Below are 22,582 nucleotides of genomic sequence, written 5' to 3' on the forward strand. Positions count from 1 at the left end.
AATGCAGGAGGGGCGCCTCGGGCCGTCATGATGCGTCTGACCGCTGCTCCTGCCCTGCCCGCCGCGATGCTGGCCATGGCGGCGGCTCTCCTCCCCAGCCTTGCCGCCGCCGCTGACGCACCCGCGCCGACGGCGGCGGCCGATTTCGGGGTCGCGCCGTGGAGCGAGGCGGTGGTGAGTGTGGCCGATCTCGATGCGAGCGCGGCATGGCTCGTCAGCGATGGCGGCTGGCGCGAGATCGTGCGCGGCCGAATGTCGCGCGGGGAGCTTGATTACTGGGGCTTGCCCGCAGCGGTATCGGGCGCCTTCCTGCTGATCTGCGCCCCGGCCGCCGATAGCGGCTGCATCCGCTATCTCCGCTTCGACAATGCCGAAGGCCAGCGCCCGATCCGCCTTGCCGCGCGGCCATGGGACACGGGCGGAATCTTCTCTATCATGCTGCGCAGCGAGAATGTCGCCGCGCAATTCGACGCAGCGATCGCACGCGGATGGTGGGCCGAAAGCCCGCCCTATGCCTTCCGCTTCGGCGGCTCGGATCTGGTCAATGTCGTGATCACCGGCCCGCACGGAGTCAATTACGCGCTCTACCAGCGCGACGCCCCGCCGTTTGACGGCTTTCCCGTCGGACGCCTGAGCCAGGCCTTCAATGCGATGCGGATGGTGAAGGATCAGCCCGCCGCGCTCGCCTTCTACCGCGACCGGCTCGGCTTTGGGGTGCTGTTCGATGCGCCCTTCACCGATCCCGAGGCGCGGCCCAATAATTTCTCGGTGCCCGCCAATCTCGCCACCACCCTGGTGCGCCGTGCCGCCGTCGCCCAGCCGGTGCTCCCGGGCGAGACGGGCCGGGTGGAGGTGATGCAGTTCGAAGGCTTTGCCGGGCGCGATCTGTCGCAATTCGCCGCGCCGCCCAACTGGGGGATCCTTGCGTTGCGCTACCCGGTTGCCGATCTGGCGGGATATCGCGCCTTTCTTGCCGCGAAAGGCGTGACGCCGGTCTACGAGGCAAAGGGCATTGCGATCACCGGGATCGGCAGCGCCGACATCATCGCCGTGCGCGATCCCGACGGCAACCTCACGGAATTCTACCATGCCCGCTGAGGCCGCCCGCCAGCCCCCGCGCGACTTTGTGCTGGTGCACGGCGCATGGCACGGCGGGTGGTGCTGGGATCTGGTGCGCGCACGCCTCGAGGCAGCAGGTCACCGCGTCCACACCCCGACCTTGCCGGGCCTCGCCGAGCGAGCGGACGAGCTGACCGCTGACACCTCGCTCGCCGATCACATTGCCGATCTGGCGCACTACATCACCGCGCGCGATCTGTCCGGCTTCGTACTGGTGGGCCATTCCTATGGCGGCATGGTGATCACCGGGGTGGCCGACGTCCTCAAGGACAGGATCGCCCACATCCTCTATCTCGATGCCGCCCTGCCCCGCGATGGCGAGAGCATGATCTCCTATGGTGCGCCGCGCCCCGCAGAAGCGATTGCCGCCGCCGAGGCCGGATTGCGCGGACTTGCACCTGACGGGATCGCGATGGCGGCCTTTCCGCCGTCGATGCTGGGCATCCCTCCGGACGATCCGCAACACGACCGGGTGGCCGCGTTGCTGACCCCGCATCCGCTGAAGACGTGGCTCGACCCGATCCGACTGGCGCATGACGGCCCGGCGGGGATCCCGCGCACCTATGTCCATTGCACCGCCCCGGCACTGACAGGGACGCAGTTTCCCTACCTCGCCCGCATCGCCGCTGCCGATCCCGAGTGGCGCTATGCCGAACTTGCCACAGGGCACGAAGCGATGCTGACCAGCCCCGAGGCCACGGCGCGGCTGTTGCTGGACACGCTCGCGCACCTGCGTCACTTTCCCGCAGCCGGCATGACCCATCATCCGTCACCACAGGAGCCAGCGTGACCGCCGACCAGACCGATACCGCAGACACCCGCGGCGAATTCGCCAAGGGCTGGAAAGTCCTGCTGGCCGGAGTGCTGGGGGTGATGTGCGGCGCCTCGCCGATCCCCTACAACATCATCGGCTTCACGGTCGGCCCGCTGCGCGAGGAGTTCGGCTGGAGCCAGACCGAGGCGGTGCTGCCGATCACACTGTTCGGGGTGATCGCCAGCGTGCTTGCCCCGGTGTTCGGCTGGATGGCCGACCGCTTCGGGGTGCGCCCGGTCGCGCTGTGGTCACTGCTTGCCTTCGCACTGTCCTTTGCCGCCGTGGCGCTGACCCCGACAGGCGACGCTCGCACAGCCTTGTATGTCTATTACGCCCTGTGGTCGGTGATCGGCCTTGTCGGGATCGGTTCGACCCCGGTGACATGGAGCCGCGCGATCAACCTGTGGTTCTACACAAACCGCGGCCTCGCGCTCGGCATCCTGCTGCTTGGCACCAGCCTTGCCGCGATGGTCGTGCCGCGCTTTGCGGTCGAGGTGATCGAGGCGCAGGGCTGGCGCGCGATGTTCGCTGCGGTGGCGCTGTTCCCGCTCGCGGCGCTGGCGGTCGCTTTCTTCCTGTTTCGCGAGCCCCGGGCCGACGAACGCCCCCGCGCGATCGAGAGCGAAAGCGGGCAGCTGACCGGCGTGACACTCGGCAAGGCGCTGGCGGATTATCGCTTCTGGATCATCTGGCTGTCGATCGCCTGCATCGCCACCGCCTTCGGTGGCGCCTTCATCAATATGCCGACCATGCTCGCTTTGCGCGGGGTCGACGCCAAGACAGCGGCAAGCGTGATGGGGATACTCGGCATCGGCATCTTCGCCGGACGGATCATCACCGGAGCCTTGCTCGACCGGTTCTGGCAGGGCTTTGTCGCCTTCCCGCTGCTGTGCCTGCCGGCTGCTTCGGCGTGGATCCTGCTGGGGGACTCGATCACCTTTCCGCTCGCTGCGCTGGCGGGCTTCCTGCTCGGCTTTGCTGCCGGGGCCGAGAGCGATCTGATCGCCTATCTCACGGGCCGCTATTTCGGGATGGCCAATTACGGGCGGATCTACGGGATGCTGTATATGCCCTTTGGCCTCGGCTCGGCCGCCTCACCGGTAATCTATGCGCAGGCGTTCGACCGCACCGGCAGCTATGATCCGGTGCTGACGCTGGCCATCGGCGCCTTCATCGCCGGGGGTGCTTTGCTGCTGCTGCTTGGCCGCTATCCGGAAACCCTGCCAGAGGCCGCGGGCGAAGATGAACCTGCCCCGGTAACGATGGAGCCGGCGTGATGGCGAGCCTTGCACAGGACAATCCGCTCGCCCCGGTCAGGCACGCGGTCAGTCCCGCCGCGTTGCTGACCGACGATGCCGCGCTGTCGCTCTACAGCCATGACGTGCTGACCAGCGGCGCACGCCCGCTTGCGGTGTTCCGGCCCGCCAGCGTCGCGGAACTCGCCGCCGGGATCGGCGCGGCGACCGCCGCAGGGATTGCCATCGTCCCGCGCGGCGGGGGCATGAGCTACACCGGCGGCTATCTCTACAATGGCGGGCCGTTCCTGCTGGTCGACACCGAAGCGCTCGATGCAATCATCGCCATCGACGAAACCGACATGGTCGCCACGGTCGAAGCGGGGATCAGCTGGGACAAGCTCCACCGCGCCCTCGCCCCGCGCGGATTGCGCGTCATGGCCTGGGGCACGCTCTCGGGCATCCGCGCCACGGTCGGCGGCGGGATGAGCCAGAACGGCATCTTCTGGGGCGCGCGGAGCGGCAGCGCGGTCGACAGCGCGGTGAGCTTCGACGTGGTGCTCGCCGATGGCACGATCATCTCGACCGGCTCGGAATTCTTCCGCCCCTATGGCCCCGATCTCACCGGGCTGTTCGCGGCCGATTGCGGTGCCTTCGGGGTCAAGGCGCGAGTGCGGCTCAAACTGGTGCGCGAGGCCACCGCTTTTGCCTATGGCTCGTTCAGCTTCGAACGCCATGATGCGCTGCTGCGCGCGATGAGCGCGATTGCCCGGGCCGAACTCGCGTCCGAGAGCTTCGCCTTCGACCCCTTCCTGCAAGCGCAGCGGATGAAGCGCGATTCGCTGGTCAAGGATGCCAAGCAGCTCGGCAATATGCTGAAGGCCGAGGCCAAGGCGGGCGGCATCTTCAAGGCGATGAAGGAAGGCGCGAAGGTCGCGCTTGCGGGGCGCTCGTTCCTCGACGGGGTGCCCTTCAGTCTGCATTGCATCGCCGAGGGGCGACATCAGGGCGCGGTCGATGCCGATATGCGCGCGATCGAGGCGATCGTGCGCGAAAATGGCGGGAGCATGGTGGAAAACTCGATCCCCAAGATCCTGCGCGCCAACCCCTTTCCCCCGCCCAATTCGATGCTCGGCCCGGGCGGCGAGCGCTGGGTACCGGTGCACGGCTTCCTGCCCCATTCGCGGCTGGTCGAGGCGTGGGAGCGGTTGCAGGCGCTGTGGGACGCGAACGCGGCGGAGATGGCCCGCCTCAAGGTCGAAACCGGGGCGCTGATCGCGGCGACGGGACGTTCCTCCTGCCTGATCGAGCCGGTGTTCTTCTGGCCGGGCGAGCACAATCCGCTTCACGCCCATGCGGTCGAGGCCGACCACCTCGCGCGGCTGCCCAAGCTCGCCGACAGCCCCGCAGCGACCGCGCTGGTCGAGCGGCTCAAGGGCGAGGTAATCGCGATTTTCCAGAGCCTCGGGGCGATCCATCTGCAGATCGCGCGGACCTATCCGCTCGGCAATCGCCACGATCCGGCTGGTTGGGCGATCCTGCGCGCACTCAAGCGGCAGGTCGATCCGCACGGCCTGATGAACCCCGGCGCGCTCGGGCTGGGCGGCGATGCCGCTGATTGACCGCCGCCGCACGCTTGCCGCAGGATTGGGCGCCGCCGTTCTTGCCCGCGCGCCGCTCGCCTTCGCTCAAGGAGACACCGTGACCGAGACTGCCTCATTTTCCGCGATGGCGATGCAACTGACCGCACGCTCGCTCGAACGCCTGCCCGACACCGCCAGCGCCCGCGCGGCGATCCTCGCGCATATCGCCGAACTCGAAGGCCAGATCCGCACCAGCGCGATCTTCGTGGCGCAATATTCGGGCAAGCCGGTGAAGCTGGTGGTGCTGCCGGAGTATCTCTTCACCTCCTATCCGGGACGCATTTCCATCCCCGACTTCGCCGCACGGGTCGGCTTTGCCGCAGACGGGCCGGAATATGCGGCACTGGGCGGGGTGGCCGAACGGCTCGGAATGTTCCTGGCCGGCAACGCTTACGAAACAGACGCGGCCTTCCCCGATTTCTACTTCCAGACCAGCTTCATCATTGACCCGTCCGGTGCGGTGGTGTTGCGGTATCGACGTCTGCTGTCGATGTTTGCGCCGTCCCCGCACGATGTGTGGGAGGCCTATCTCGACAAATATGGCCTTGAAGGCGTCTTCCCCGTCGCACGCACGGCCATCGGCAACCTCGCCTGCATTGCCAGCGAGGAGATCCTCTATCCCGAAATCGCCCGTGCGTTGGCGCTGCGCGGGGCGGAGGTGTTCTGCCATTCCTCGTCCGAGATCGGCTCACCGCTCGCCACCCACAAGGACATCGCCAAGCAGGCCCGCGCCTTCGAGAACCTCGCCTATGTCGTCTCGGCCAATACGGCGGGAATTTCCGGCACGGCGATGCCGCTTGCCAGCGCCGACGGCAACAGCCAGGTGGTCGACTGGAAGGGGCGCATTGTGGCGCAGTCGGGCGACGGAGAGACCTTCACCGCCTTTGCCGCGCTTGATCTTGCAGCCTTGCGCGAAGCGCGCCGCACCCCGGCAATGACCAACTACCTCGCCCGACAGCGCCCGGCGCTTTTCGCAGAAGGCTATGCCGCAGCCGCTGCGCCGTTCCGCGGCCCGGACGGCATGATGGAGAGCGGCAAGCCCGTCATCCCAGACCGCGACCACTTCCAACGCGCGCAAGGCGAAGTGATCGAACGGCTCGTCAAGGCAGGAGTGATCTGATGCAGCACCGCAACGTCAGGGGGCGGATCAACTACACCTCGGTGAAGCCCGAATGGCAGGGGCGCGAGCGCGGGCGCGAGTGGTTCAACTTCTCGCACCACGCCGACGGTTCGGTGGTGATGAGCGCGCAGTGCGAGATCGAGGAGCCCGATCCCACGGTGCTGCGCAATGTCACCTATCACATCGGCCCGGGCATGGTGCCGCACAACCTGCTGGTGCATCTGACGGTGGGCGACGAATTCCTCGGCTCGGGCTGGATGCGCCACGATGCCGCGGCCGGGACGCTGTCCTGCGAGAGTTACGGCCCGGCCATCGGGCGCAATTCGGAACTGCGCGAGGATGTCGGCGCGTTTGATGGCTTCGGCACGCACCCGATTGCGGGCGACGGCTTCCTGACGCGGATCATGGACGTGAGCAAGGGGCCGCACAAACGCCGCCTCAGGGTGTTCCTGCCCTCGCCCGATCACCGCGGTGCCACCCCGCCGCAGCTCGCCGAGGTGTTCATCACGCTCGAATATGTCGGCGAGGCGGAAAAGTCGGTCGCCGCCGGCACCTTCGCCTGCCGCCACTTCCGTTTCGTCGACGACAGCGGCGAGGGCATGGGCGGCAAGACCCACCCCGATTACGACATGTGGGTGACGGCGGACGCGGATTCGGTGTTCGTCTATGGCGCGATCGACGGTTACATGATGAACCGCTACGAACTGGTCGAACTTACCCGCTAGAGCAGGATCACCACCTTGCCGAAATGCCCGCCGCTATCGAGGCAGGCAAAGGCGGCGGGCGCATCGGCGAAGGCAAACTCGTGATCGACCGGGATCGCGATACCCTGCTCTGCCACCACCCCCAACGCGGCTTCGAGCATGGCGCGGCTGCCGCTGGCGATGCCCTTGATCGCGATGTTCTTGCCAATCAGCACGCCTTGGCTGGCGCTGGCGACGTCCTGCGGCGACCCCGCGAGCGCCCCAATCGTGCCGATCCGTGCGTTGGGCGCGCAGGCAGCGATGGTCTCGCCCAGTGCGGAAAAGCCGAGGGTGTCGACCACCACATCCGCGCCGCGCCCGCCGGTCGCCTCGAGCAGCGCGGCGCTCCAGTCCGGGCGGGAGCGGTAATTGACCGTGAAGTCCGCTCCCAGAGCGCGCGCGCGCTCCAGCTTTTCGTCGCTCGACGAGGTGATCGCGAATTGCGCCCCCATCGCCTTGGCCAGCAGCAGCGCGAAGACCGAAACCCCACCGGTGCCCTGCGCCAGCACGAGGCTGCCCGCCCCCGCCCCGCCGAATGCGACCATGGCGTGCCACACCGTCGCGCCGACGACAGCGAGGCTGGCGGCAGTCAGGTCGGCGACGCTCGCGGGCACTCGCAACGCCGCCGCCGCGGGCAGCACGATGCGCTCGGCCAGCCAACCGTCGGCGCTCACTCCCATGTCGGCAGCGAACACCGCGGGCGAATAACCAGCGTCATCGCGCCAGGTCAGGAAATGCGGGGCAATGACACGGTCTCCCGGCGCCAGGTCCGTTACCCCCTCACCCAGCGCGATCACCTCGCCCACGCCATCCGACAGCGGCACGCGAGTTTCGGGCAGGGCCGCTCCATATTGCCCGCGCAGCACCATCAGATCGCGGTAGTTGAGCCCGGCGGCGATCACCCGCACCAGCACCTCGCCCGGCCCCGGCTGAGGCTCCGCGCGCCCGGCGAGCCGCAAGCCGTCGATGCCCCGGCTGCCGCAATTGCGCGGCCCGATCTCCCAGGCGCGCATCACGATCCGCCCCTTTCGGCATAGGCATCGATCGTCAGCGCCGTGCCGGTCTGGCGGATCAGCGCTTGTTCGCGCAGAAAGCGGGTGAGGCCGCTGTCCCCCATCCGGCTCGGCCCGAGGCCCGAGCCCTTGCGCGACAGGTTGGTGGCATCGCCGACCATGCTGGTCAGCGCCCCATCCTGCAGCGAAACCGCGCCGACATCGAGCAGCGGAGCAAGCGCGGCAGCCTCTTCCAGCGAACCGGCGAGCACCGCCGCCGACAGGCCATAGGCGCTGTCATTGGCGAGCGCGATGGCTTCGTCGATGCTGTCGAACACCGTCACCGGCAGCACCGGGCCGAAGGTCTCCTCGCGCATCACCGCCATGGCGGGTGTGACGTCGACCAGTATCGTCGGCCGGAGATAGGCACCTCCCTCGAGCCGCTCGACCGTTCCGCCGGCGAGCACCCGTGCGCCGTCTGCCACGGCGGCGTCGATCTGGGCCTGCACCTTGTCGGCCTGATCGGGGAAGATGAAGGGACCAAGGTGCCCGCTCGCCGGATCGGGATGGGTCAGGCGCACAGCCTCGGCGCCCGCAACCAGCGCGGCGAGGAACGGCTCGGCAATCGCGCGCGCAACATAGATCCGCTCGATCGATTGGCACGCCTGCCCGGTGGCGACGATCGAGGCACGCAGCGCGACGCGCGCGGCCCATTCAGGCTCGGTGCTGGCGGTAACGATCATCGGATCCTTGCCACCGAGTTCGAGATTGGCCGGGATCAGCCGCCGCGCCGCCGCCTCGGCGACCTTGCGCCCGGTCACAGTCGAGCCGGTAAAGCAGACATAGTCGACCTCCTCGATCATCGCTTGGCCAACCTCCGCCCCGCCCATCACATAGGCAAACGGCAATTCGGGCACCTGCGCCAGCACCGCGCGCATCGGCGCGACAAAGCGCGGCGTGACTTCGGACGGCTTCACCAGCGCTGCCGATCCCGCCATCAGCGCAGGCACCGCGTCTATATGACTGAGCACCACCGGAAAGTTCCACGGCGCGATCGCCCCGAAGAGCGGGAACGCGCTGTAGCCGGTCAGCAGCTCGATCCCCGGCGTCAGCGAGGGCTTCGGCCCGCGCTCCAGCCCAGCGAACAGCTCCGGCCCGCGCTTTGCCCAGCGGCGGATATTGGCGATGAAGCCCTGCACTTCGATCGCGGCGATTGTCTGCCGTCCGGTATCGACCGCCAGCGCCGCGGCAATCGCGCCAGCGTCAGCCTCGAGCGCATCGGCAAGACGCAGGAGGACGCCCGCGCGACCATCGGGCCCGAGCGCCTCCCAGCCCGACTGCATTGCGCGCAGCCGTGCGGCTTCGGCGGCGATATCGGCGCGGCTGCTGGGCGAGTAGGCATAGTCCTCGATCCCGCTGCGGGGATTGCGCGCCTTCATCGCCCCGTCTCCCACGCCGCGATCACCTCGTCCCCGCGCGCAAACCACGCCTCGGGCCGCGCGGCGAGATCGGCGAGCAGGCATTCGAGCGCGCCGATGCGGTAAGGCAGGCCCATGATATAGGGTGTCAGGTGGATCGGCAGCATCCGCCCGCTGCCCTGCTCCGCCGCCTCGCGGGCCAGCCAGTCAAAGGCATCGCGCATACTCTCGGCCCAGCTGTCGGCGCTCTTCTGCTGGACGGTGATGATCTGCCGGTCGGACAGTTCATGGTTGAGCGGCAGGTTGATGAGACCATTGGCGAAGCGATAGGACATTTCATCATTTACCCAGTCACAGCAGTAACTTAACCCCGCATCCTTGAGGATCTCGAGGGTGTGGAAGCTCTGCTGACGGGCGATGGAAAGCCATCCGGTCGGCCGCACGCCGCTGGCCCGTTTGATCCGCTCCATCGCCTCGGCCACCAAGGCGGCTTCGGCTTCGGGTGCGAGAGTGGAATCGATGGTGCCGTTCATGTCGGTCGAATGGGCGATGATCTCGTGCCCCCCGTCGATCACCGCCGCGACCAGTTCGGGATAGCGTTCGGCAATCGCGGCATTGGCGGCAAAGCTGGCCTTCACCCCGGCCTTCTCGAAGGCCTCGAGAAAGCGCCAAGCGCCGACCCGGTTGCCGTAATCGCGGGCGGTGTAGTGGCGGTAGTCGGGATAGGCGGTGACCATGTGGCCGGGTGCAGTGAACGGGCCTCCCGGGATAATCGGGAACCATTCGAGGCTGACGCAGAGCCACACCGCGACGGAGCCTTGCGGCCATTGCACAGGCGGACGGGCGTGCATGTTCGACCATTGATAGAGGTCGTGATCGTAACCCTCGCGGCGGCGCTGATATTCGAGGTAGCTGTCGGGCAGAACGCTCATTGCTGCGCCCTCCACGCATCCACAATCTCGCCCGCCCGCGCGATCCAGGCGCGGCCATCGGCAGCGATGTGGCGCAGCGCTTCCTCAAACGGCCCGATGCGGTGCGGCTGGCCGATCAGATAGGCGTGCAAGGGAATGCACATCACCGTCCCCGACCGCTCGCCCTCGGCCGCCAGCCGCTCGAACTGACGGATCAGCGTCTCGGCATATTCGCGCCCGCTCATGTTGTAGACGAAGAAGCCGTAGTGGTCGTTGACCTCAAGGCTATAGGGGATCGAGGCGAGCCGGCCCTTTGCCACCTTCACCTCCTGCACCTGATCGTCGTGATAGAGATCGCAGGTGTAATCGAGGCCATATTCCGCAATCAGATCGAGCGTGCGCGGCGTGTGGGTCAGTGCCGGGGCGAGCCAGCCGCGGATCGTCTGCCCGGTGGCGGCGCGCACCGTGGCAATCGAATCCTCGATGATCGCGCGCTCCTGTTCCTCCGTCATTTCATAGGAATAGCGCGTGTTATAGATGCCGTGACTAAAGAACTCCCACCCGCGCGCGGTGGCATCGGCGACCACCTCGGGATGGTGCTGGCATAGCGCGACCGAGAGACTGACCGAGCCGGGAAAGCCGTGGCGGCTCATCACCTCGGCCATGCGCCAGTGGCTCACCCGGTTGGAATGATCGCGGTGCGCAAATCCGACCACATCGGGATGCGGGCGGGCCCAAGCCTTGCGCTTGGGGTGCGCGGGCGGGTCGATCTCGTAATATTCAAGATTGGGCGCGACCCATACCGCGACCGACTTGCCCCCCGGCCACACGATCTTCCGCCGCGCGTTGTAGGGATGGTAATCGTAGAGCCCCGGATCGCTCGCACCCTCCCGCATGGTCAGCGCGCCTCCAGCCAGTCGATCACCGCCTGGACGGGCTCGACATCGGCATATTTCAGCTGGAGATCGGTCAGGTTGGCGAAGTGATAGCTTTCGTGCTTGTCAGCGCAGGTCTCGATCGGGACGATGGTGCGATAGCCATGGCTGAGCGCATCGACCGCCGTCGCCCGCACGCAGCCCGACGTGCTGCCGCCGGTCACCACCACGGTATCGACGCGGTGGAAGGTGAGGTAGCTTACCAGCGGCGTTTCAAAGAAGGCGCTGGGCATGCGCTTGGTAAATTCGAGATCGTCCGGACCGATTTCGCAGCGCGGATCATAGGCGTGGCGTTCGCTGTCGTACTTGATGTTCTGGAGGCTGTCCTCGGTATCGGTGCGCGTGCCCCACACGCCCGCATCGCCCGCATCGGCCTTGTATGCGACGCGGCTCCAGATCACCGGCATCCCGCGTTCGCGCGCCAGACGGCTGATGGTGTTGATATGTTCAATCTGGCGCGGATCGGTTTCATAGGCGGTCTTGAACATATCGAGGCGGGTGTAGGCCTGCTGCACATCGACATTGATTACAGCAAGCTTGCTGCCAAACCCGAACTTGCGGCGGGCGGGATTGGCCATCACCTCCTCGAACAACTGGCGCGCGGTCTTGCCGTCCGCGATCATCTTCGTGCCGATAAGTTCCACCATTTCGCGCGCAGCTCCCTGGGTGTTAGATTCCGCTTTGACAGGGGACAATAAACGCGCGTAGAGGCTTGTCGAGTGAAATTTGTCCGGACAACTTTGACGCCATGATCATGCGGCACATCCTGACCATTCCCGGAAGCGGGCGGCGGGTGCATTATCGCCGCTGCGGGCTCGGGCCGGTGTTGCTGATGGTGCACCAGAGCCCGCGCTCCTCGGTGGAATACGAGCCGCTGATGCGCCAATGGGGCGCGCATTTCACCTGCATTGCGCCGGATACTCCGGGCTTTGGCCAATCCGATCCGCTGCCCGGCACCCCGGAGATCGCAGACTTTGCCGATGCGCTGGTCGAAACGATAGACGCGCTCGGGATTGAGGCCTGTCCGGCCTATGGCTTCCATTCGGGCGGGATCATTCTGGTCACGGCGATCAAGCGCCATCCGCAGCGGTTCCGCTGCCTCGCCGTTGGCGGATATGCGATCTGGAGCGAAGCGGAGATGCGTCTCTTCGGGGAGCGCTACCTCCCCGAATTCCACCCCACCCCCTATGGCGAGCATCTGGCCTGGCTGTGGAACCGGATGCTGGAACAAAGCTGGGTCTTCCCGTGGTTCGACACGCGCGAGGAAGCGCGGCTGTCGGTCGCCCATGCCGATGTTGCGCGGGTGGCGCAGGCCGTGATGGAGATGCTCGAAGCGGGCAATGCATATCAGGCGGGGTATGGCGCTGTCTTGCGCGCGCCGCGCGATATTCCGCCGCCCGAAGCGCCAGTGCCGCCCTGCCTCATCAGCGCCTATGACGGCGATCCCTTGCAGGCGCATATCGACCGGCTCGGGCCGATGCCCGCAGGCTGGGAGGCGCACAAGCTCGCCACCCCGGCCGAGCATCAGGCCGCCAGCCTCGCCTTCCTGAGGGAGCACAGCGGCGAAGCGCCCTGCCCGCCGCTGGTCGAGGATGCCGGGGAAGGCTGGGTGCCCGTCGAGGGCGGGCTGATTCATTGGAAAGGCACGCCCGGCGCCGACCGCCTCGTGCTTCACGCGCCGGGGTGCGAATTGGTCGACCCCGAAGCCGGCACCCTCGTGATCGACGCGCCGGGGCACGGACTGTCGGACGACTTCGAACATCCGCGCGCCGCAGTCGAGGAAGCCGCCTTGGCGCTCGGGGCCGAGGCGATCCTGTGGCCCCCGCCCCCGCAAGGCGATCCCGCGCTGCTCTATCCCGATCTCGCGCCCGATCGCTTCGGCAACTATCTCCAGCGTGCATGGCAGGTCGCCCGGGCGCAGGCCTTCTTCGCGCCGTGGTATGAAGCAAACGCCGCTCATGCGATCCCGCTTGATCCGGGCGTGCTCGATCCGGGCGCGCTCCAGCGCCGCGCACGCGCACTGATCGTTGCCGGATCTTCCGCGCGCCGCTGGCATGATACACTCGTCCACATCAACGGAGAGACCCGATGAACGACTTCGCCAAGGCCATGCCGCTGCTCGCCCGCCACGAGGGGGTATGGGACGGCACCTATTCCTATTTCAACGCGGCGAACGAGAAGATCGACGAGCACGCCAGCCGCCTCTTGTGCCGCATCACCGGCGACCCGGAGGTGCCCTATCACCAGACCAACCACTATCGCTGGCCCGACGGCCGCACCGAGGTGCGCGATTTCCCCGCGACCTATCGCGACGGGCGGATCTGGTGGGACAACGAGCTGATTCAGGGCTGGGCTGCGGAAGTGCCGCTCGACGAATACAACCGCACGATGATGCTCTACTGGCAGCGCACCGGCGACCCGTCGCTCTACCTCTACGAGCAGATCCAGATTTCCGATTGCGGCCAGCATCGCTGCCGGACGTGGCACTGGATCAGGAACGGGATGCTGGAAACCCGCACGGCGATCCAGGAGAGGTTTGTGACCCGGGATTGGCGCGCGATCGATGCCGAGATGAAGGCAAAAGGCTGACGCGGCTCCGATGGGACACACCCTGTTCGCCAAGATCTGGGACGCGCACCGTATCGCCGACACGGCGGGCGGCGCACACCTGATCGCGATAGACCGTGTGTTCCTGCACGAGCGCACCGGCGCGGCGGCGCTCAGGCGGATGGCGGAAACCGGGCGCGGCGTGCTCGATCCGACGCGGGTCTTCGCGGTGATGGACCATATCGTCGACACCCGCCCGGGCCGCGGCGACGGCACACTCATGCCCGGCGGCGAGGGATTCATCACCGAGACCCGCGCGGCGGTGCGCGCGGCGGGTATCACGCTGTTCGACGTCAACGACCGCGATCAGGGGATCATCCATGTGATCTCGCCCGAACAGGGCATCGTCCTGCCCGGCCTGACGCTGGTTGCGCCCGACAGCCATACCTGCACCCAGGGTGCCTTCGGGGCGCTCGCGTGGGGCATCGGCAGCAGCGAGGCTGAGCACGCGATGGTCACCGGCACGCTGAGGATGGAGCGCCCCCAGACGATGCGCGTGACCTTCACCGGCCAACTCGCGCCCGGCGTAACAGCAAAAGACATGGCGCTGGCCCTGATCGCGGCGCACGGCGCGGGCGGCGGGGCGGGCCATGCGGTGGAGTTCGCCGGGGAAGCGGTGAACGCGCTCGACATGGAAGGGCGCATGACGCTGTGCAACATGGCGACCGAGTTCAGCGCCATGACCGGCATCATCGCGCCGGACGCAAAGACCTTCGCCTACCTCGCCGGTCGGCCTTACGCGCCGGAAGCCTTCGATGATCGCTACTGGGCAACATTGCGCTCCGATCCCGACGCGGCGTTCGAACGCGAGATCGTGATCGACGCCGCCGCCATCGCACCGATGGTGAGCTGGGGCACCAGTCCAGAACATACCATACCCGTCACCGCCGCCGTGCCGCAGGGGCCCGAGCGCGCGCATCACTATATCGGCCTTGCCCCCGGAGCGCCGCTGGCCGGAACGCCGATCGATGCAGCCTTCATCGGGAGCTGCACCAACAGCCGCATCTCCGATCTGCGCCGCGCTGCCGCATTGCTCAAGGGCCGCCGCATCGCCCCTTCGATCAGGAAGGCGCTGGTCGTCCCCGGCTCGCTCGCGGTCAAGCGCCAGGCCGAGGCCGAGGGGCTCGACCGCATCTTTACAGACGCCGGGTTCGAATGGCGCATGAGTGGCTGCTCGCTGTGCTTCTACGCGGGCGGCGAGGGCTTCCCCGAGGGCTCGCGCGTCATCTCCAGCACCAACCGCAATTTCGAAGGCCGGCAAGGCCCGGGCATCCGCACTCACATCGCCTCGCCAGAAACCGTTGTGGCGAGCGCGATTGCCGGAGCCATCGCCGATCCGCGCCTCCTCGCCGCCGGGGAGGCGCGCGCATGACGCCGTTCTCTTCCATCACCAGCCCCGGCGTGCCGCTGCTGCGCGACAATATCGACACCGATACCATCATCCCCAGCCGCGAGATGAAGACCACCGGACGCACGGGGCTGGCCGAGGGCCTGTTCGCGCCGTGGCGCTACACCGACGCGGCGGCGCGCATTCGCGATCCCGGTTTCGTGCTCAACCAACGCGACGCCATCGGCACCCGCCTGCTGCTGGCGGGAAGGAATTTCGGGTGCGGATCGAGCCGCGAGCACGCCGTCTGGGCGCTGGCCGAGTTCGGGATCGAGGCGATCATCGCCCCCTCCTTCGCCCCGATCTTCAAGGGCAATTGCATCCGCAACGGCCTGCTTCCCGTGGAACTGCCCGAGGCCGTCGTGCGCGGCCTCGTGTGGCAGATGGTGACAATCGACCTGCCCACGCAAACCGTCAACGCGGGCGGCGAGACCTGGCATTTTGCCATCGATCCTGAAGCCAAGACGATGCTGGCCGAGGGTCTGGACGCCATCGACCTCACCCTCAAGCAGAAGCCCGCCATCCTGCAATGGCTCGCAAGCGACCGGCAGGCAAGGCCCTGGGCCTATCTGGAGAACGCCACATGACCGACATCCTCGTCTCCGAAGTCGGCCCGCGCGACGGGTTGCAGTCGATCAGCCGCATCATGCCGCTTGAAGCCAAGAAGCGGTGGATCGCGGCCGAGGCAGCGGCGGGCGTGCGCGAGATCGAGGTGGGCAGCTTCGTGCCGCCGAGCCTGCTCCCGCAGATGGCCGACACCGCCGAACTGGTCGCCTTCGCGCGGGGGATCGCAGGGCTCAACGTCGTCGCGCTGGTGCCCAATGCCAAAGGCGCCGCCCGCGCTGCCGAGGCCGGGGTGCACGCGATGAGCATCCCCTTCTCGATGAGCGAGACGCACTCGCTCAAGAACGTGCGCAAGGATCACCCCGCGATGCTGGCCGAGATCGCCGCAGCGGCAGCAATCGCGCGTGAACACGGCATCCACTTCGCGGTCGGCCTGTCGACCGCGTTCGGCTGCACCATCGAAGGCGCGGTGAGCGAAGATGCCGTGGTGCGCCTCGCCGAGAAGGCGGTCGAGGCAGGGGCGCAGGAATTCTCGCTCTCGGACACCACCGGCTATGCCGACCCGGCGCAGGTGCGGCGGCTGGTCAGGAAGGTGCGCGCGGCGGTGGGGGCGGAGAAGATAACGACGCTGCACCTCCACAACACGCGCGGGCTCGGCCTTGCCAATGTCGTGGCGGGGCTGGAGGAAGGGATCACCACCTTCGATGCCTCGCTCGGCGGGCTCGGCGGCTGTCCCTTCGCGCCGGGGGCTTCGGGCAACCTTGTCACCGAAGACCTCGTGCTGATGCTGAACAGCATGGGTCTCAAGACCGGCATTGACCTTGAGAAGCTGCTCGAAGTGCGCACCATCCTCGCCGAAGCCCTGCCGGGCGAGCCGCTCTACGGCTTCACTCCGGATGCGGGGCCGATGAAAGACTACGCGCAGAGGATCGCCGCATGAGCGCCCCCTCCCCGCTCGCCGGAATCCGCGTCGTCGAGTTCACCCACATGGTGATGGGCCCGGTGGTCGGCCATATCCTCGCCGGGCTCGGTGCCGAGGTGGTGCGGATCGAACCCATCGGCGGCGACAACACCCGCCGCCTCAGGGGCTCGGGCGCGGGCTACTTCCCGATGTATAATCGCGGCAAGCAGTCGATCTGCCTCGATCTCAAGTCCGGGGACGGCATCGCCGTGGCGAAGGATCTGGTCGCGCGCGCCGATGTGCTGGTCGAGAACTTCCGCCCCGGCGCGCTCGACCGGCTCGGGCTCGATTACGACAGCTGCGCCGCCGCCAACCCGCGCCTCGTCTATTGCTCGGAAAAGGGATTCCTGCCCGGCCCCTACGAACAGCGCACCGCGCTGGACGAGGTCGCGCAGATGATGGGCGGGCTCGCCTACATGACCGGCCCGCCGGGACGCCCCTTGCGCGCGGGCGCGAGCGTGATCGATGTTACGGGCGGGATGTTCGGGGTGATCGGCGTGCTCGCCGCGCTCGAGGAACGCCACCGCACGGGCCGCGGACAGAAGGTCACCGCCAGCCTGTTCGAGACCACCACCTACCTCGTCGGCCAGCACATGGCGCAGTTCGCCGTCACCGGCAGCCCTGCCGCGCCGATGCCAGCGCGGGTCTCGGCCTGGGCGATCTACGACGTGTTCGAGACGAAGGACGAGCCGGTGTTCATCGGCGTCGTCACCGATGCGCTGTGGGAGAAGTTCTGCCGCCTGTTCGCGCTCGATGCCTTGTGGGCCGACGAGACCTTGCGCGAAAACAACGCCCGCGTCGCCGCGCGCGACCGCATCATCCCCGAAATCCGCGCCCTCGTCGCCACCATGACCCGCGCCGAGGTGATCGCCAAGCTCGATGGCTCGGGCCTGCCCTTCGCGCCCATCGGCAAGCCCGAAGACCTGTTCGACGATCCCCACCTCCAACACGGCGGGCTGGAGGACGTCACCCTCGACAACGGCACCGGGGTGCGCCTGCCGACCATTCCGCTGGAGATGGGTGGCGCGCGGATCGGTGCGCCCCAGCACCTGCCAAAGCCGGGACGTGATGCGCGGGCTGTGCTCGAAGGGATGGGTTACGACGAACAGACAATCGCCGCCCTGATTGCAGGCGGCGCGGTGGGAGAGAGCGCATGAGGATGATCGCACTGGCGGGAATGGCCGCGTTGCTGGCGGGATGCGCCGTCAATATCGGCACCAGTACCCCGCGCACCGCCGCTGCGGCCCCAACAGCGTCACCGGGTGTCGCAACCCCCAAGGAACGCCTGCCGACCGACGTCCGACGCGCGACGATCATCGTGCGCGATATGGAGAAGTCGCTCGCGCTGTACCGCGACGTGATCGGGCTTCAGGTCAATTACGATACCACGGTGCAGACCTCCGGCGTCGCGCTCCCGGCGGGCGAACCGGGGGCAACCGCGCGTCTGGTGCTGCTCAATGCCAATGATCCCTGGGTCGGCTGGATCGGACTGATGGAGTGGGTCGATCCGGCGATCCCGGCAAGCGATTACCCCAAGCGCATGGGGCCGGGCGACGTCGTGCTGGTGCTCAACACCGACGATGTCCCGGGCCGCTGCGCGCGCGCCAAGCAGGTGCCAGGTGTCACCTTCACCGCCGAAGCGCGGCTCCAGACCTATCCGGGCCGGAACGGCGGGCCGGACATCCGGGTGATGGGCTGCAATTTCTTCGACCCCGACGGGATCCTGATCGAGCTCAACCAGATCCTAGAATGAGATCAGGCCCGTCGATCAGCAATACCTGAACATCGGCGAGGCCTTCGCGCAGCTTCTTGGCCTCGGCATAGTCGGGGCTGTTCCAGAAGGCCCTGGCCGCAGCGCGGTCGGGCCATTTGGAGATCACCATGCTCGCACCATCCCCGAAGGCGCCTTCGAGGCATTCGGCGCCCGGCCCGCGCAACAGGTATTCGCCACCGAACTTCGGAATCAGCGCCGCCGCCGCCGCACCGTAGCCTGCGATAAAGGCCTCGCGGTCGCGGATGGCGGCGGTGACGATCATGTAGGCGGGCATTGCAGGCGCTCCCTCAGAACGGCTTCACCGCGCCGAGGAAACAGACCGAGGCGATGGTGATCCAGTAGATATAGGCCGCCACCCGCGCGAGCGCGATCTCGCGGGCGAGCGCGGCTTCCTGTTCGGCATTCGGTCCCATGGCAAGGATCCGGAACCGCTCGGTCCAGCGCCGCATCACGAGGCGCAGGAACAGCCCGATGCACAGCGCGAAGGCATAGAGCCCCATCTTGGAAGGATACCACAGATTGGTCGACCCTGAGGTGATCGGGCCGCTATCGGCAAAGGCCATCGCTGCCGCCGCAAACAGTGCGAGGATCAGCGGATAGCGCAGGAGTTCCTCGGTGCGGGTGACGGCAATGCCGAGATCGGTCTCGCGCTTGATGAAAGCGGTCCAGGTCATGCCGAGCCACACGGCAAAGAACAGCCACATCCACCACACGCCCACGCCTTCGAGCAGCGGAACGAAACCGTAGATCTTGCCCATGTGCAGCCCCAGCGGGAGCAGCAGCACGATCCCGGTGCGCGCGAGGATGTCGATGCGGTAGGCGGTTTCCATGTGCCGCCGCCGCTCTTCGAGCGACAGGGCCGGGTTGGTAACGTGGTAGCTGGTCTGGAACACGCCCCACTCACCCCCCAGCCAATATACCATCGAAAGGATGTGGACCCATCTGAGGATGGCGAGTTCGTTGCTCGCGAGAAATTCCATTGTCGCTTTTGACCCCCTGTTGGCGGCGCCCCGTCCGCGCCGCTTGTCCCTATTCGCGCGTCAGCTTTTCGACGATGTCCATGATCGGCGGATCATGCGCCTCCATCGCCTCGACCTCCTGCTGAAAGCCGCGCATGATCCGCGCGATATAGGCCCGCGTTGCCAGCCCCCGCTCCTCGCCGGCCCGCCGGTCAGGTGCGTAGGCCTCGATATCCTCGCGCCTCAGCGTGCCTTTGGCATCGAGCAGGCGTTCGATCGTATCCTGCCGCTCGCGCAGCGCCGAGACTTCGGCGGCGAGCGCGAAGACTGTGGAATAGAGCCGGTCGAGGGCCGGTTCGTCGAAGAACGCGGGACGCTTGCCTTTGGCGCGGCGGCCCGAGAGCGCGACCCAATCGAGTTCCCCACTCATGCCGCTTGCGCCTTGGCCAGCGGCTTCCACGCGCCATAGGCGTTCCAGATCGCGGCGCGGCCGTAATCCTCCTCTCCCGCGTCGGGCGATGGCGGGAAGATCGCCGGATCGACCACCGCGCGCACCCCGGCGACGAACTGACTGTCCTGCGGGAATCCGGCCTTTGCCATGACTTCCTTCAGATCCTGCCCGTGCATCGCCGACCAGAACGGTTCGTTGTTGTTGAACGCATCCCAGTCGCGCATGAACTGCTCGAACAGCGGCATTTCGTCGGAATATTGCGGCTGTTCGATATGCAGGATCAGCCCGCCCGGAGCGAGCACGCGGTTGGCCTCTGCGAGGATGCGCGGCATCGCCTTGGCCGAAAGCTCGTGCAGGAACATTGTGGTCTGCACCCAGTCGAAATGCCCGTCCGTCCAGCGCGACAGATCCTCGCCCGAGGCTTGCACGAAGCGGATGTTGGTCACCCCCAGTGCCGCCGCGCGGGCTGCGCCGTAGCGCAGCGATGCCGCAGCGGTATCGATGGCAATGACCTCGGCATCGGGGAAAGCCTGCGCGATCGGCACGGCATTGTGACCAATAGTGCAGCCGATATCGAGGATGCGGCGTGGCTTCCAGTCGGGCCGCTCGGCCTTGATCCAGCCGACCACCGCCTGCCCGCCGCCATCATTGAGCCCGCCGAGCGCGCCGCCGGTGGTGGCGAACAGGCCGACATCGTAATTCGCGCCGACCGTGACGTCGCCCTCGCGCTCGCCGCCGTGATAGCCGCCCGGCTGGCAGTGGATATCGACACAGGTCTGATAATCCGGCTGTTCGATGGCCGGATCGAGCGCGAGCATCCCGGAATGTTCGTTGAACTGGCGCGCCATCGCGTCGAGCTCGTCAAGCTGGCGCAGCACGACCTGCCGTCCGTTGTGCTGCCGCATCTCCATCGAATTGCGCTTCAGCGCCGACCACATCCTGTGCCAGGAATCCTCATTCATCGCATCGCGGATTTCATAGCGATGCTCCGGATCGCGGCCATGTTCGGCCCGGAAGGCAGGCAGTACCCGCTTCTCATAGGCGAGCCGATTGCCTGCACCGACAGTCCCGGACAGATAGCGATTGAAGTGCGTCAGGAAATTGAACCGAGCCGCCTCATCATGGGAGACCCGCGGCATCATCGGATGGCGACTCATCGCGGTGTAAGGCGGGGGTAGATCATTGGCCATGGGCAGCTCCTCTGAGCAAAGCCGGAAAGTTGTCCGGACAAATTTCACGCGGAACGCGGGTTTGTCAAGCTTCCCCGCAAGGGTCTTTGATCTGGATCATACGACGGGCACGATGTCGTGCACAGTCAGCGCGCCCAGCCTTGCACGGCTTGGCCCTGCTGGAGTGCGCGAATTTCCTCCAGATCACGCGGCGGATTGAGCCACATCGGCTTTTCCTTCGCCGCCCATTCGCGCAACCTGGCAGGCAGATCGGCATTGCTCTCCACGCGCCATGACAGCAGATGATAGATCGCCTGCCCCTTGCCCGCAAAGGGCGGGAGCGCCCCATAACGCTGCCATGCCATCTGGTGCGGCTCGGCATTGGTGCCACCACGGTGAATGAAGAAGTCGTAGTTTTCCCAGGCTTCGTAGCGATTGCCATTGGGGAGCGGGAAATCGAGGAACACCGGCGCGGTGATGGCAAGCGTGTCCTTGCCCATCCAGCGCCAGGTCATCCCCGTCTTTGCCGTAATCTTCTGCACCGACGGCGCGACACCCTGTTCGACGTCGCCATAGATGCGCCCGTTCTCGTAGCGATAGGTGATCATCTGGTACGGATAGGCGATCGGCTCGACCTTCTGGCCGTTGTACTCCGTCAAAATCTCGCCTGTTTCGGGGTCGGTATAGGCATAGGTCTTGCGGGTCAGATGCACCACCGGATCGCCGGGCCTTTCGGGCCAGAACACCCGGCTGGAATCGAACCCGATCATGCCGAACAGCTTCTTCCCGGTGGGGTATTCGTAGACCCCTCCTTCGGAGACCCAGTGCACCGGATCGCCGGTCCCCGCGCGTGCATCGACCCACATCCGGAACTCTTCAGGAGCAGACGCGCGGCTGTGAGGACTGGCGGCGGTGGCTGCGGGCGCGGCTACGCTCTCGGACAGGACAGGCGCGGTTGCCAGCAGCGCTGGCGCGGTGCAGGCAAGGATGAGCAAGCGCCGGACTTGGCTAGACGTATGCAACATGGTTGCTCCTATTGTGACTCAGCGCCGCAATTTGTCCGGACAAATGCCGCTTGGCAAGGCTTCCTCGAAGAACCTACTTTAGGGCCACCAGTTTGGCCTCAGCATGCGACCCGATCTGGGCCACCAGCGCCTTTTGACCGAAAGGGATATCCGAAGGGATCGGCATCAGGTCTTCAACGTTGGGATCGGGGCATCGACCGCGATCGTGATCGACGGAATAGTGATGGACCGAAAACCCCGGCGTCGCCACCAGCTCCAGCCCAAGCGCAAGTTGCCGCTTGGCGATCAGGCACCAAAAGCACAGAAAGTCGTAAACCGATCCAATATGTATAATCACCAACCCCACTGCCGGGAAGGCGCTTGGCGCCGGGGCCTGATTGGGATTTTGGTAAGATTCAGACAAATCACTTTTTCGGACATGGCCATGACAAACCGATTGGGATCCAAATCTCAGATCGTTTGCGCGCCTGCCGTGAAGCAGCGCGTTGTGGGCCACCAAGGGTAAGATATTGAAAGTCGGTCTGAACTTCTAGGATTGGCCTCGTTCGATGATTTCATCAAACCTGACGTCGGAACCGTTCGGATTCGAACCCACAGGGGGCCATTGGATCGCAAGTTTGGGGCTGTTGCGAGCTTCCACCGTGTTTCGCTGCTGTGCCCCCAAATCTGCAGATTCCCGCCCCCATATGTGCCCCCGAACGTCGTCGACATAATTGAGCAAAACAATCTTGTTTCAGCTGTATGAAGCCATAGAA

General features: G+C 66.4%; 24 protein-coding genes. 13 read left to right on the forward strand and 11 right to left on the reverse strand.

Annotation, left to right across the window (positions count from 1 at the left end):
* The first annotated feature begins 27 nt into the window (after positions 1 to 27).
* The 6 genes from PS060_RS00690 to PS060_RS00715 all read left to right on the forward strand — a co-directional run bounded on the left by PS060_RS00690 (position 28) and on the right by PS060_RS00715 (position 6,656).
* The gene (locus PS060_RS00690) at positions 28 to 1,098 is read left to right on the forward strand and encodes a VOC family protein (protein ID WP_273984824.1); all 1,071 of its coding nucleotides are present in this window, start codon (positions 28 to 30) and stop codon (positions 1,096 to 1,098) included.
* Positions 1,088 to 1,909 carry an alpha/beta fold hydrolase gene (locus PS060_RS00695; protein WP_273984825.1) on the forward strand — a complete coding sequence of 274 codons (822 nt, stop codon included), beginning with the start codon at positions 1,088 to 1,090 and terminating at the stop codon, positions 1,907 to 1,909. The genes PS060_RS00690 and PS060_RS00695 overlap by 11 nt, the downstream gene beginning before the upstream one ends.
* Positions 1,906 to 3,210: an MFS transporter gene (locus PS060_RS00700; protein WP_273984826.1), complete on the forward strand. Its 1,305-nt coding sequence runs from the start codon at positions 1,906 to 1,908 to the stop codon at positions 3,208 to 3,210. The genes PS060_RS00695 and PS060_RS00700 overlap by 4 nt, the downstream gene beginning before the upstream one ends.
* A complete protein-coding gene (locus PS060_RS00705; protein WP_273984827.1) occupies positions 3,210 to 4,790 on the forward strand; it encodes an FAD-binding oxidoreductase in 1,581 nt (526 codons plus the stop codon). The genes PS060_RS00700 and PS060_RS00705 overlap by 1 nt, the downstream gene beginning before the upstream one ends.
* A 79-nt stretch (positions 4,791 to 4,869) precedes the next feature.
* Positions 4,870 to 5,931 (forward strand): nitrilase-related carbon-nitrogen hydrolase, encoded by a 1,062-nt coding sequence (locus PS060_RS00710; RefSeq protein WP_273984828.1) that lies wholly within the window; start codon positions 4,870 to 4,872, stop codon positions 5,929 to 5,931.
* Complete coding sequence (locus PS060_RS00715) at positions 5,931 to 6,656, forward strand: hypothetical protein (protein WP_273984829.1); 726 nt, start codon at positions 5,931 to 5,933, stop codon at positions 6,654 to 6,656. Before PS060_RS00710 ends, PS060_RS00715 begins: the two co-directional genes overlap by 1 nt.
* Here PS060_RS00715 and PS060_RS00720 read toward each other — a convergent pair.
* Genes PS060_RS00720 through PS060_RS00740 form a run of 5 tightly spaced genes read right to left on the reverse strand, consistent with a single transcriptional unit; the run spans position 6,653 to position 11,574 of the window.
* Positions 6,653 to 7,687, reverse strand: coding sequence for a zinc-dependent alcohol dehydrogenase family protein (locus tag PS060_RS00720; RefSeq protein ID WP_273986971.1), 1,035 nt, complete (start codon positions 7,685 to 7,687; stop codon positions 6,653 to 6,655). The two genes, PS060_RS00715 and PS060_RS00720, sit on opposite strands and share 4 nt — an antisense overlap.
* Positions 7,687 to 9,105: an aldehyde dehydrogenase family protein gene (locus PS060_RS00725; protein ID WP_273984830.1), complete on the reverse strand. Its 1,419-nt coding sequence runs from the start codon at positions 9,103 to 9,105 to the stop codon at positions 7,687 to 7,689. The genes PS060_RS00720 and PS060_RS00725 overlap by 1 nt, the downstream gene beginning before the upstream one ends.
* On the reverse strand, positions 9,102 to 10,016 hold the full coding sequence (locus tag PS060_RS00730) for a polysaccharide deacetylase family protein (protein ID WP_273984831.1): 915 nt from the start codon (positions 10,014 to 10,016) through the stop codon (positions 9,102 to 9,104). Before PS060_RS00730 ends, PS060_RS00725 begins: the two co-directional genes overlap by 4 nt.
* Positions 10,013 to 10,891: a polysaccharide deacetylase family protein gene (locus PS060_RS00735; protein WP_273984832.1), complete on the reverse strand. Its 879-nt coding sequence runs from the start codon at positions 10,889 to 10,891 to the stop codon at positions 10,013 to 10,015. Before PS060_RS00735 ends, PS060_RS00730 begins: the two co-directional genes overlap by 4 nt.
* Positions 10,892 to 10,893: 2 nt before the next feature.
* Positions 10,894 to 11,574, reverse strand: coding sequence for an isochorismatase family protein (locus PS060_RS00740; protein ID WP_273986973.1), 681 nt, complete (start codon positions 11,572 to 11,574; stop codon positions 10,894 to 10,896).
* 104 nt (positions 11,575 to 11,678) lie between these two features.
* On the opposite strand from PS060_RS00740, the gene PS060_RS00745 reads away from it, so the two are divergent.
* The 7 genes from PS060_RS00745 to PS060_RS00775 are packed head-to-tail and all read left to right on the forward strand — an operon-like array spanning position 11,679 to position 18,202.
* Entirely contained in the window at positions 11,679 to 13,022 is a 1,344-nt protein-coding gene (locus tag PS060_RS00745) for an alpha/beta fold hydrolase (RefSeq protein WP_273984833.1), read from the forward strand.
* A complete protein-coding gene (locus tag PS060_RS00750) occupies positions 13,019 to 13,519 on the forward strand; it encodes a DUF3598 domain-containing protein (RefSeq protein ID WP_273984834.1) in 501 nt (166 codons plus the stop codon). The genes PS060_RS00745 and PS060_RS00750 overlap by 4 nt, the downstream gene beginning before the upstream one ends.
* Before the next feature lie 10 nt (positions 13,520 to 13,529).
* The gene (locus tag PS060_RS00755) at positions 13,530 to 14,909 is read left to right on the forward strand and encodes a 3-isopropylmalate dehydratase large subunit (protein WP_273984835.1); all 1,380 of its coding nucleotides are present in this window, start codon (positions 13,530 to 13,532) and stop codon (positions 14,907 to 14,909) included.
* The gene (gene leuD / locus PS060_RS00760; RefSeq protein ID WP_273984836.1) at positions 14,906 to 15,511 is read left to right on the forward strand and encodes a 3-isopropylmalate dehydratase small subunit; all 606 of its coding nucleotides are present in this window, start codon (positions 14,906 to 14,908) and stop codon (positions 15,509 to 15,511) included. Before PS060_RS00755 ends, leuD begins: the two co-directional genes overlap by 4 nt.
* Positions 15,508 to 16,428, forward strand: coding sequence for a hydroxymethylglutaryl-CoA lyase (locus PS060_RS00765; protein ID WP_273984837.1), 921 nt, complete (start codon positions 15,508 to 15,510; stop codon positions 16,426 to 16,428). The genes leuD and PS060_RS00765 overlap by 4 nt, the downstream gene beginning before the upstream one ends.
* Positions 16,425 to 17,606: a CaiB/BaiF CoA transferase family protein gene (locus PS060_RS00770; protein WP_273984838.1), complete on the forward strand. Its 1,182-nt coding sequence runs from the start codon at positions 16,425 to 16,427 to the stop codon at positions 17,604 to 17,606. The genes PS060_RS00765 and PS060_RS00770 overlap by 4 nt, the downstream gene beginning before the upstream one ends.
* Positions 17,603 to 18,202: a VOC family protein gene (locus tag PS060_RS00775; RefSeq protein WP_273984839.1), complete on the forward strand. Its 600-nt coding sequence runs from the start codon at positions 17,603 to 17,605 to the stop codon at positions 18,200 to 18,202. Before PS060_RS00770 ends, PS060_RS00775 begins: the two co-directional genes overlap by 4 nt.
* Here the strand turns inward: PS060_RS00775 and PS060_RS00780 are convergent.
* The 6 genes from PS060_RS00780 to PS060_RS00805 all read right to left on the reverse strand — a co-directional run bounded on the left by PS060_RS00780 (position 18,183) and on the right by PS060_RS00805 (position 22,323).
* Complete coding sequence (locus tag PS060_RS00780) at positions 18,183 to 18,497, reverse strand: DUF1330 domain-containing protein (RefSeq protein WP_273984840.1); 315 nt, start codon at positions 18,495 to 18,497, stop codon at positions 18,183 to 18,185. The genes PS060_RS00775 and PS060_RS00780 overlap by 20 nt on opposite strands.
* 13 nt (positions 18,498 to 18,510) lie before the next feature.
* The gene (locus PS060_RS00785) at positions 18,511 to 19,203 is read right to left on the reverse strand and encodes a hypothetical protein (protein ID WP_273984841.1); all 693 of its coding nucleotides are present in this window, start codon (positions 19,201 to 19,203) and stop codon (positions 18,511 to 18,513) included.
* A gap of 49 nt (positions 19,204 to 19,252) precedes the next feature.
* The gene (locus tag PS060_RS00790; protein ID WP_273984842.1) at positions 19,253 to 19,612 is read right to left on the reverse strand and encodes a hypothetical protein; all 360 of its coding nucleotides are present in this window, start codon (positions 19,610 to 19,612) and stop codon (positions 19,253 to 19,255) included.
* Positions 19,609 to 20,823, reverse strand: a complete 1,215-nt coding sequence (locus tag PS060_RS00795; protein ID WP_273984843.1) for a class I SAM-dependent methyltransferase — start codon at positions 20,821 to 20,823, stop codon at positions 19,609 to 19,611. The genes PS060_RS00790 and PS060_RS00795 overlap by 4 nt, the downstream gene beginning before the upstream one ends.
* A 125-nt stretch (positions 20,824 to 20,948) precedes the next feature.
* A complete protein-coding gene (locus tag PS060_RS00800) occupies positions 20,949 to 21,827 on the reverse strand; it encodes a DUF1838 family protein (RefSeq protein WP_273984844.1) in 879 nt (292 codons plus the stop codon).
* A gap of 73 nt (positions 21,828 to 21,900) precedes the next feature.
* Positions 21,901 to 22,323, reverse strand: coding sequence for a hypothetical protein (locus tag PS060_RS00805; RefSeq protein ID WP_273984845.1), 423 nt, complete (start codon positions 22,321 to 22,323; stop codon positions 21,901 to 21,903).
* Positions 22,324 to 22,582 lie beyond the last annotated feature (259 nt).

Origin of the sequence: Erythrobacter sp. BLCC-B19, from assembly GCF_028621955.1 — a bacterium.
Taxonomy (GTDB): domain Bacteria; phylum Pseudomonadota; class Alphaproteobacteria; order Sphingomonadales; family Sphingomonadaceae; genus Erythrobacter.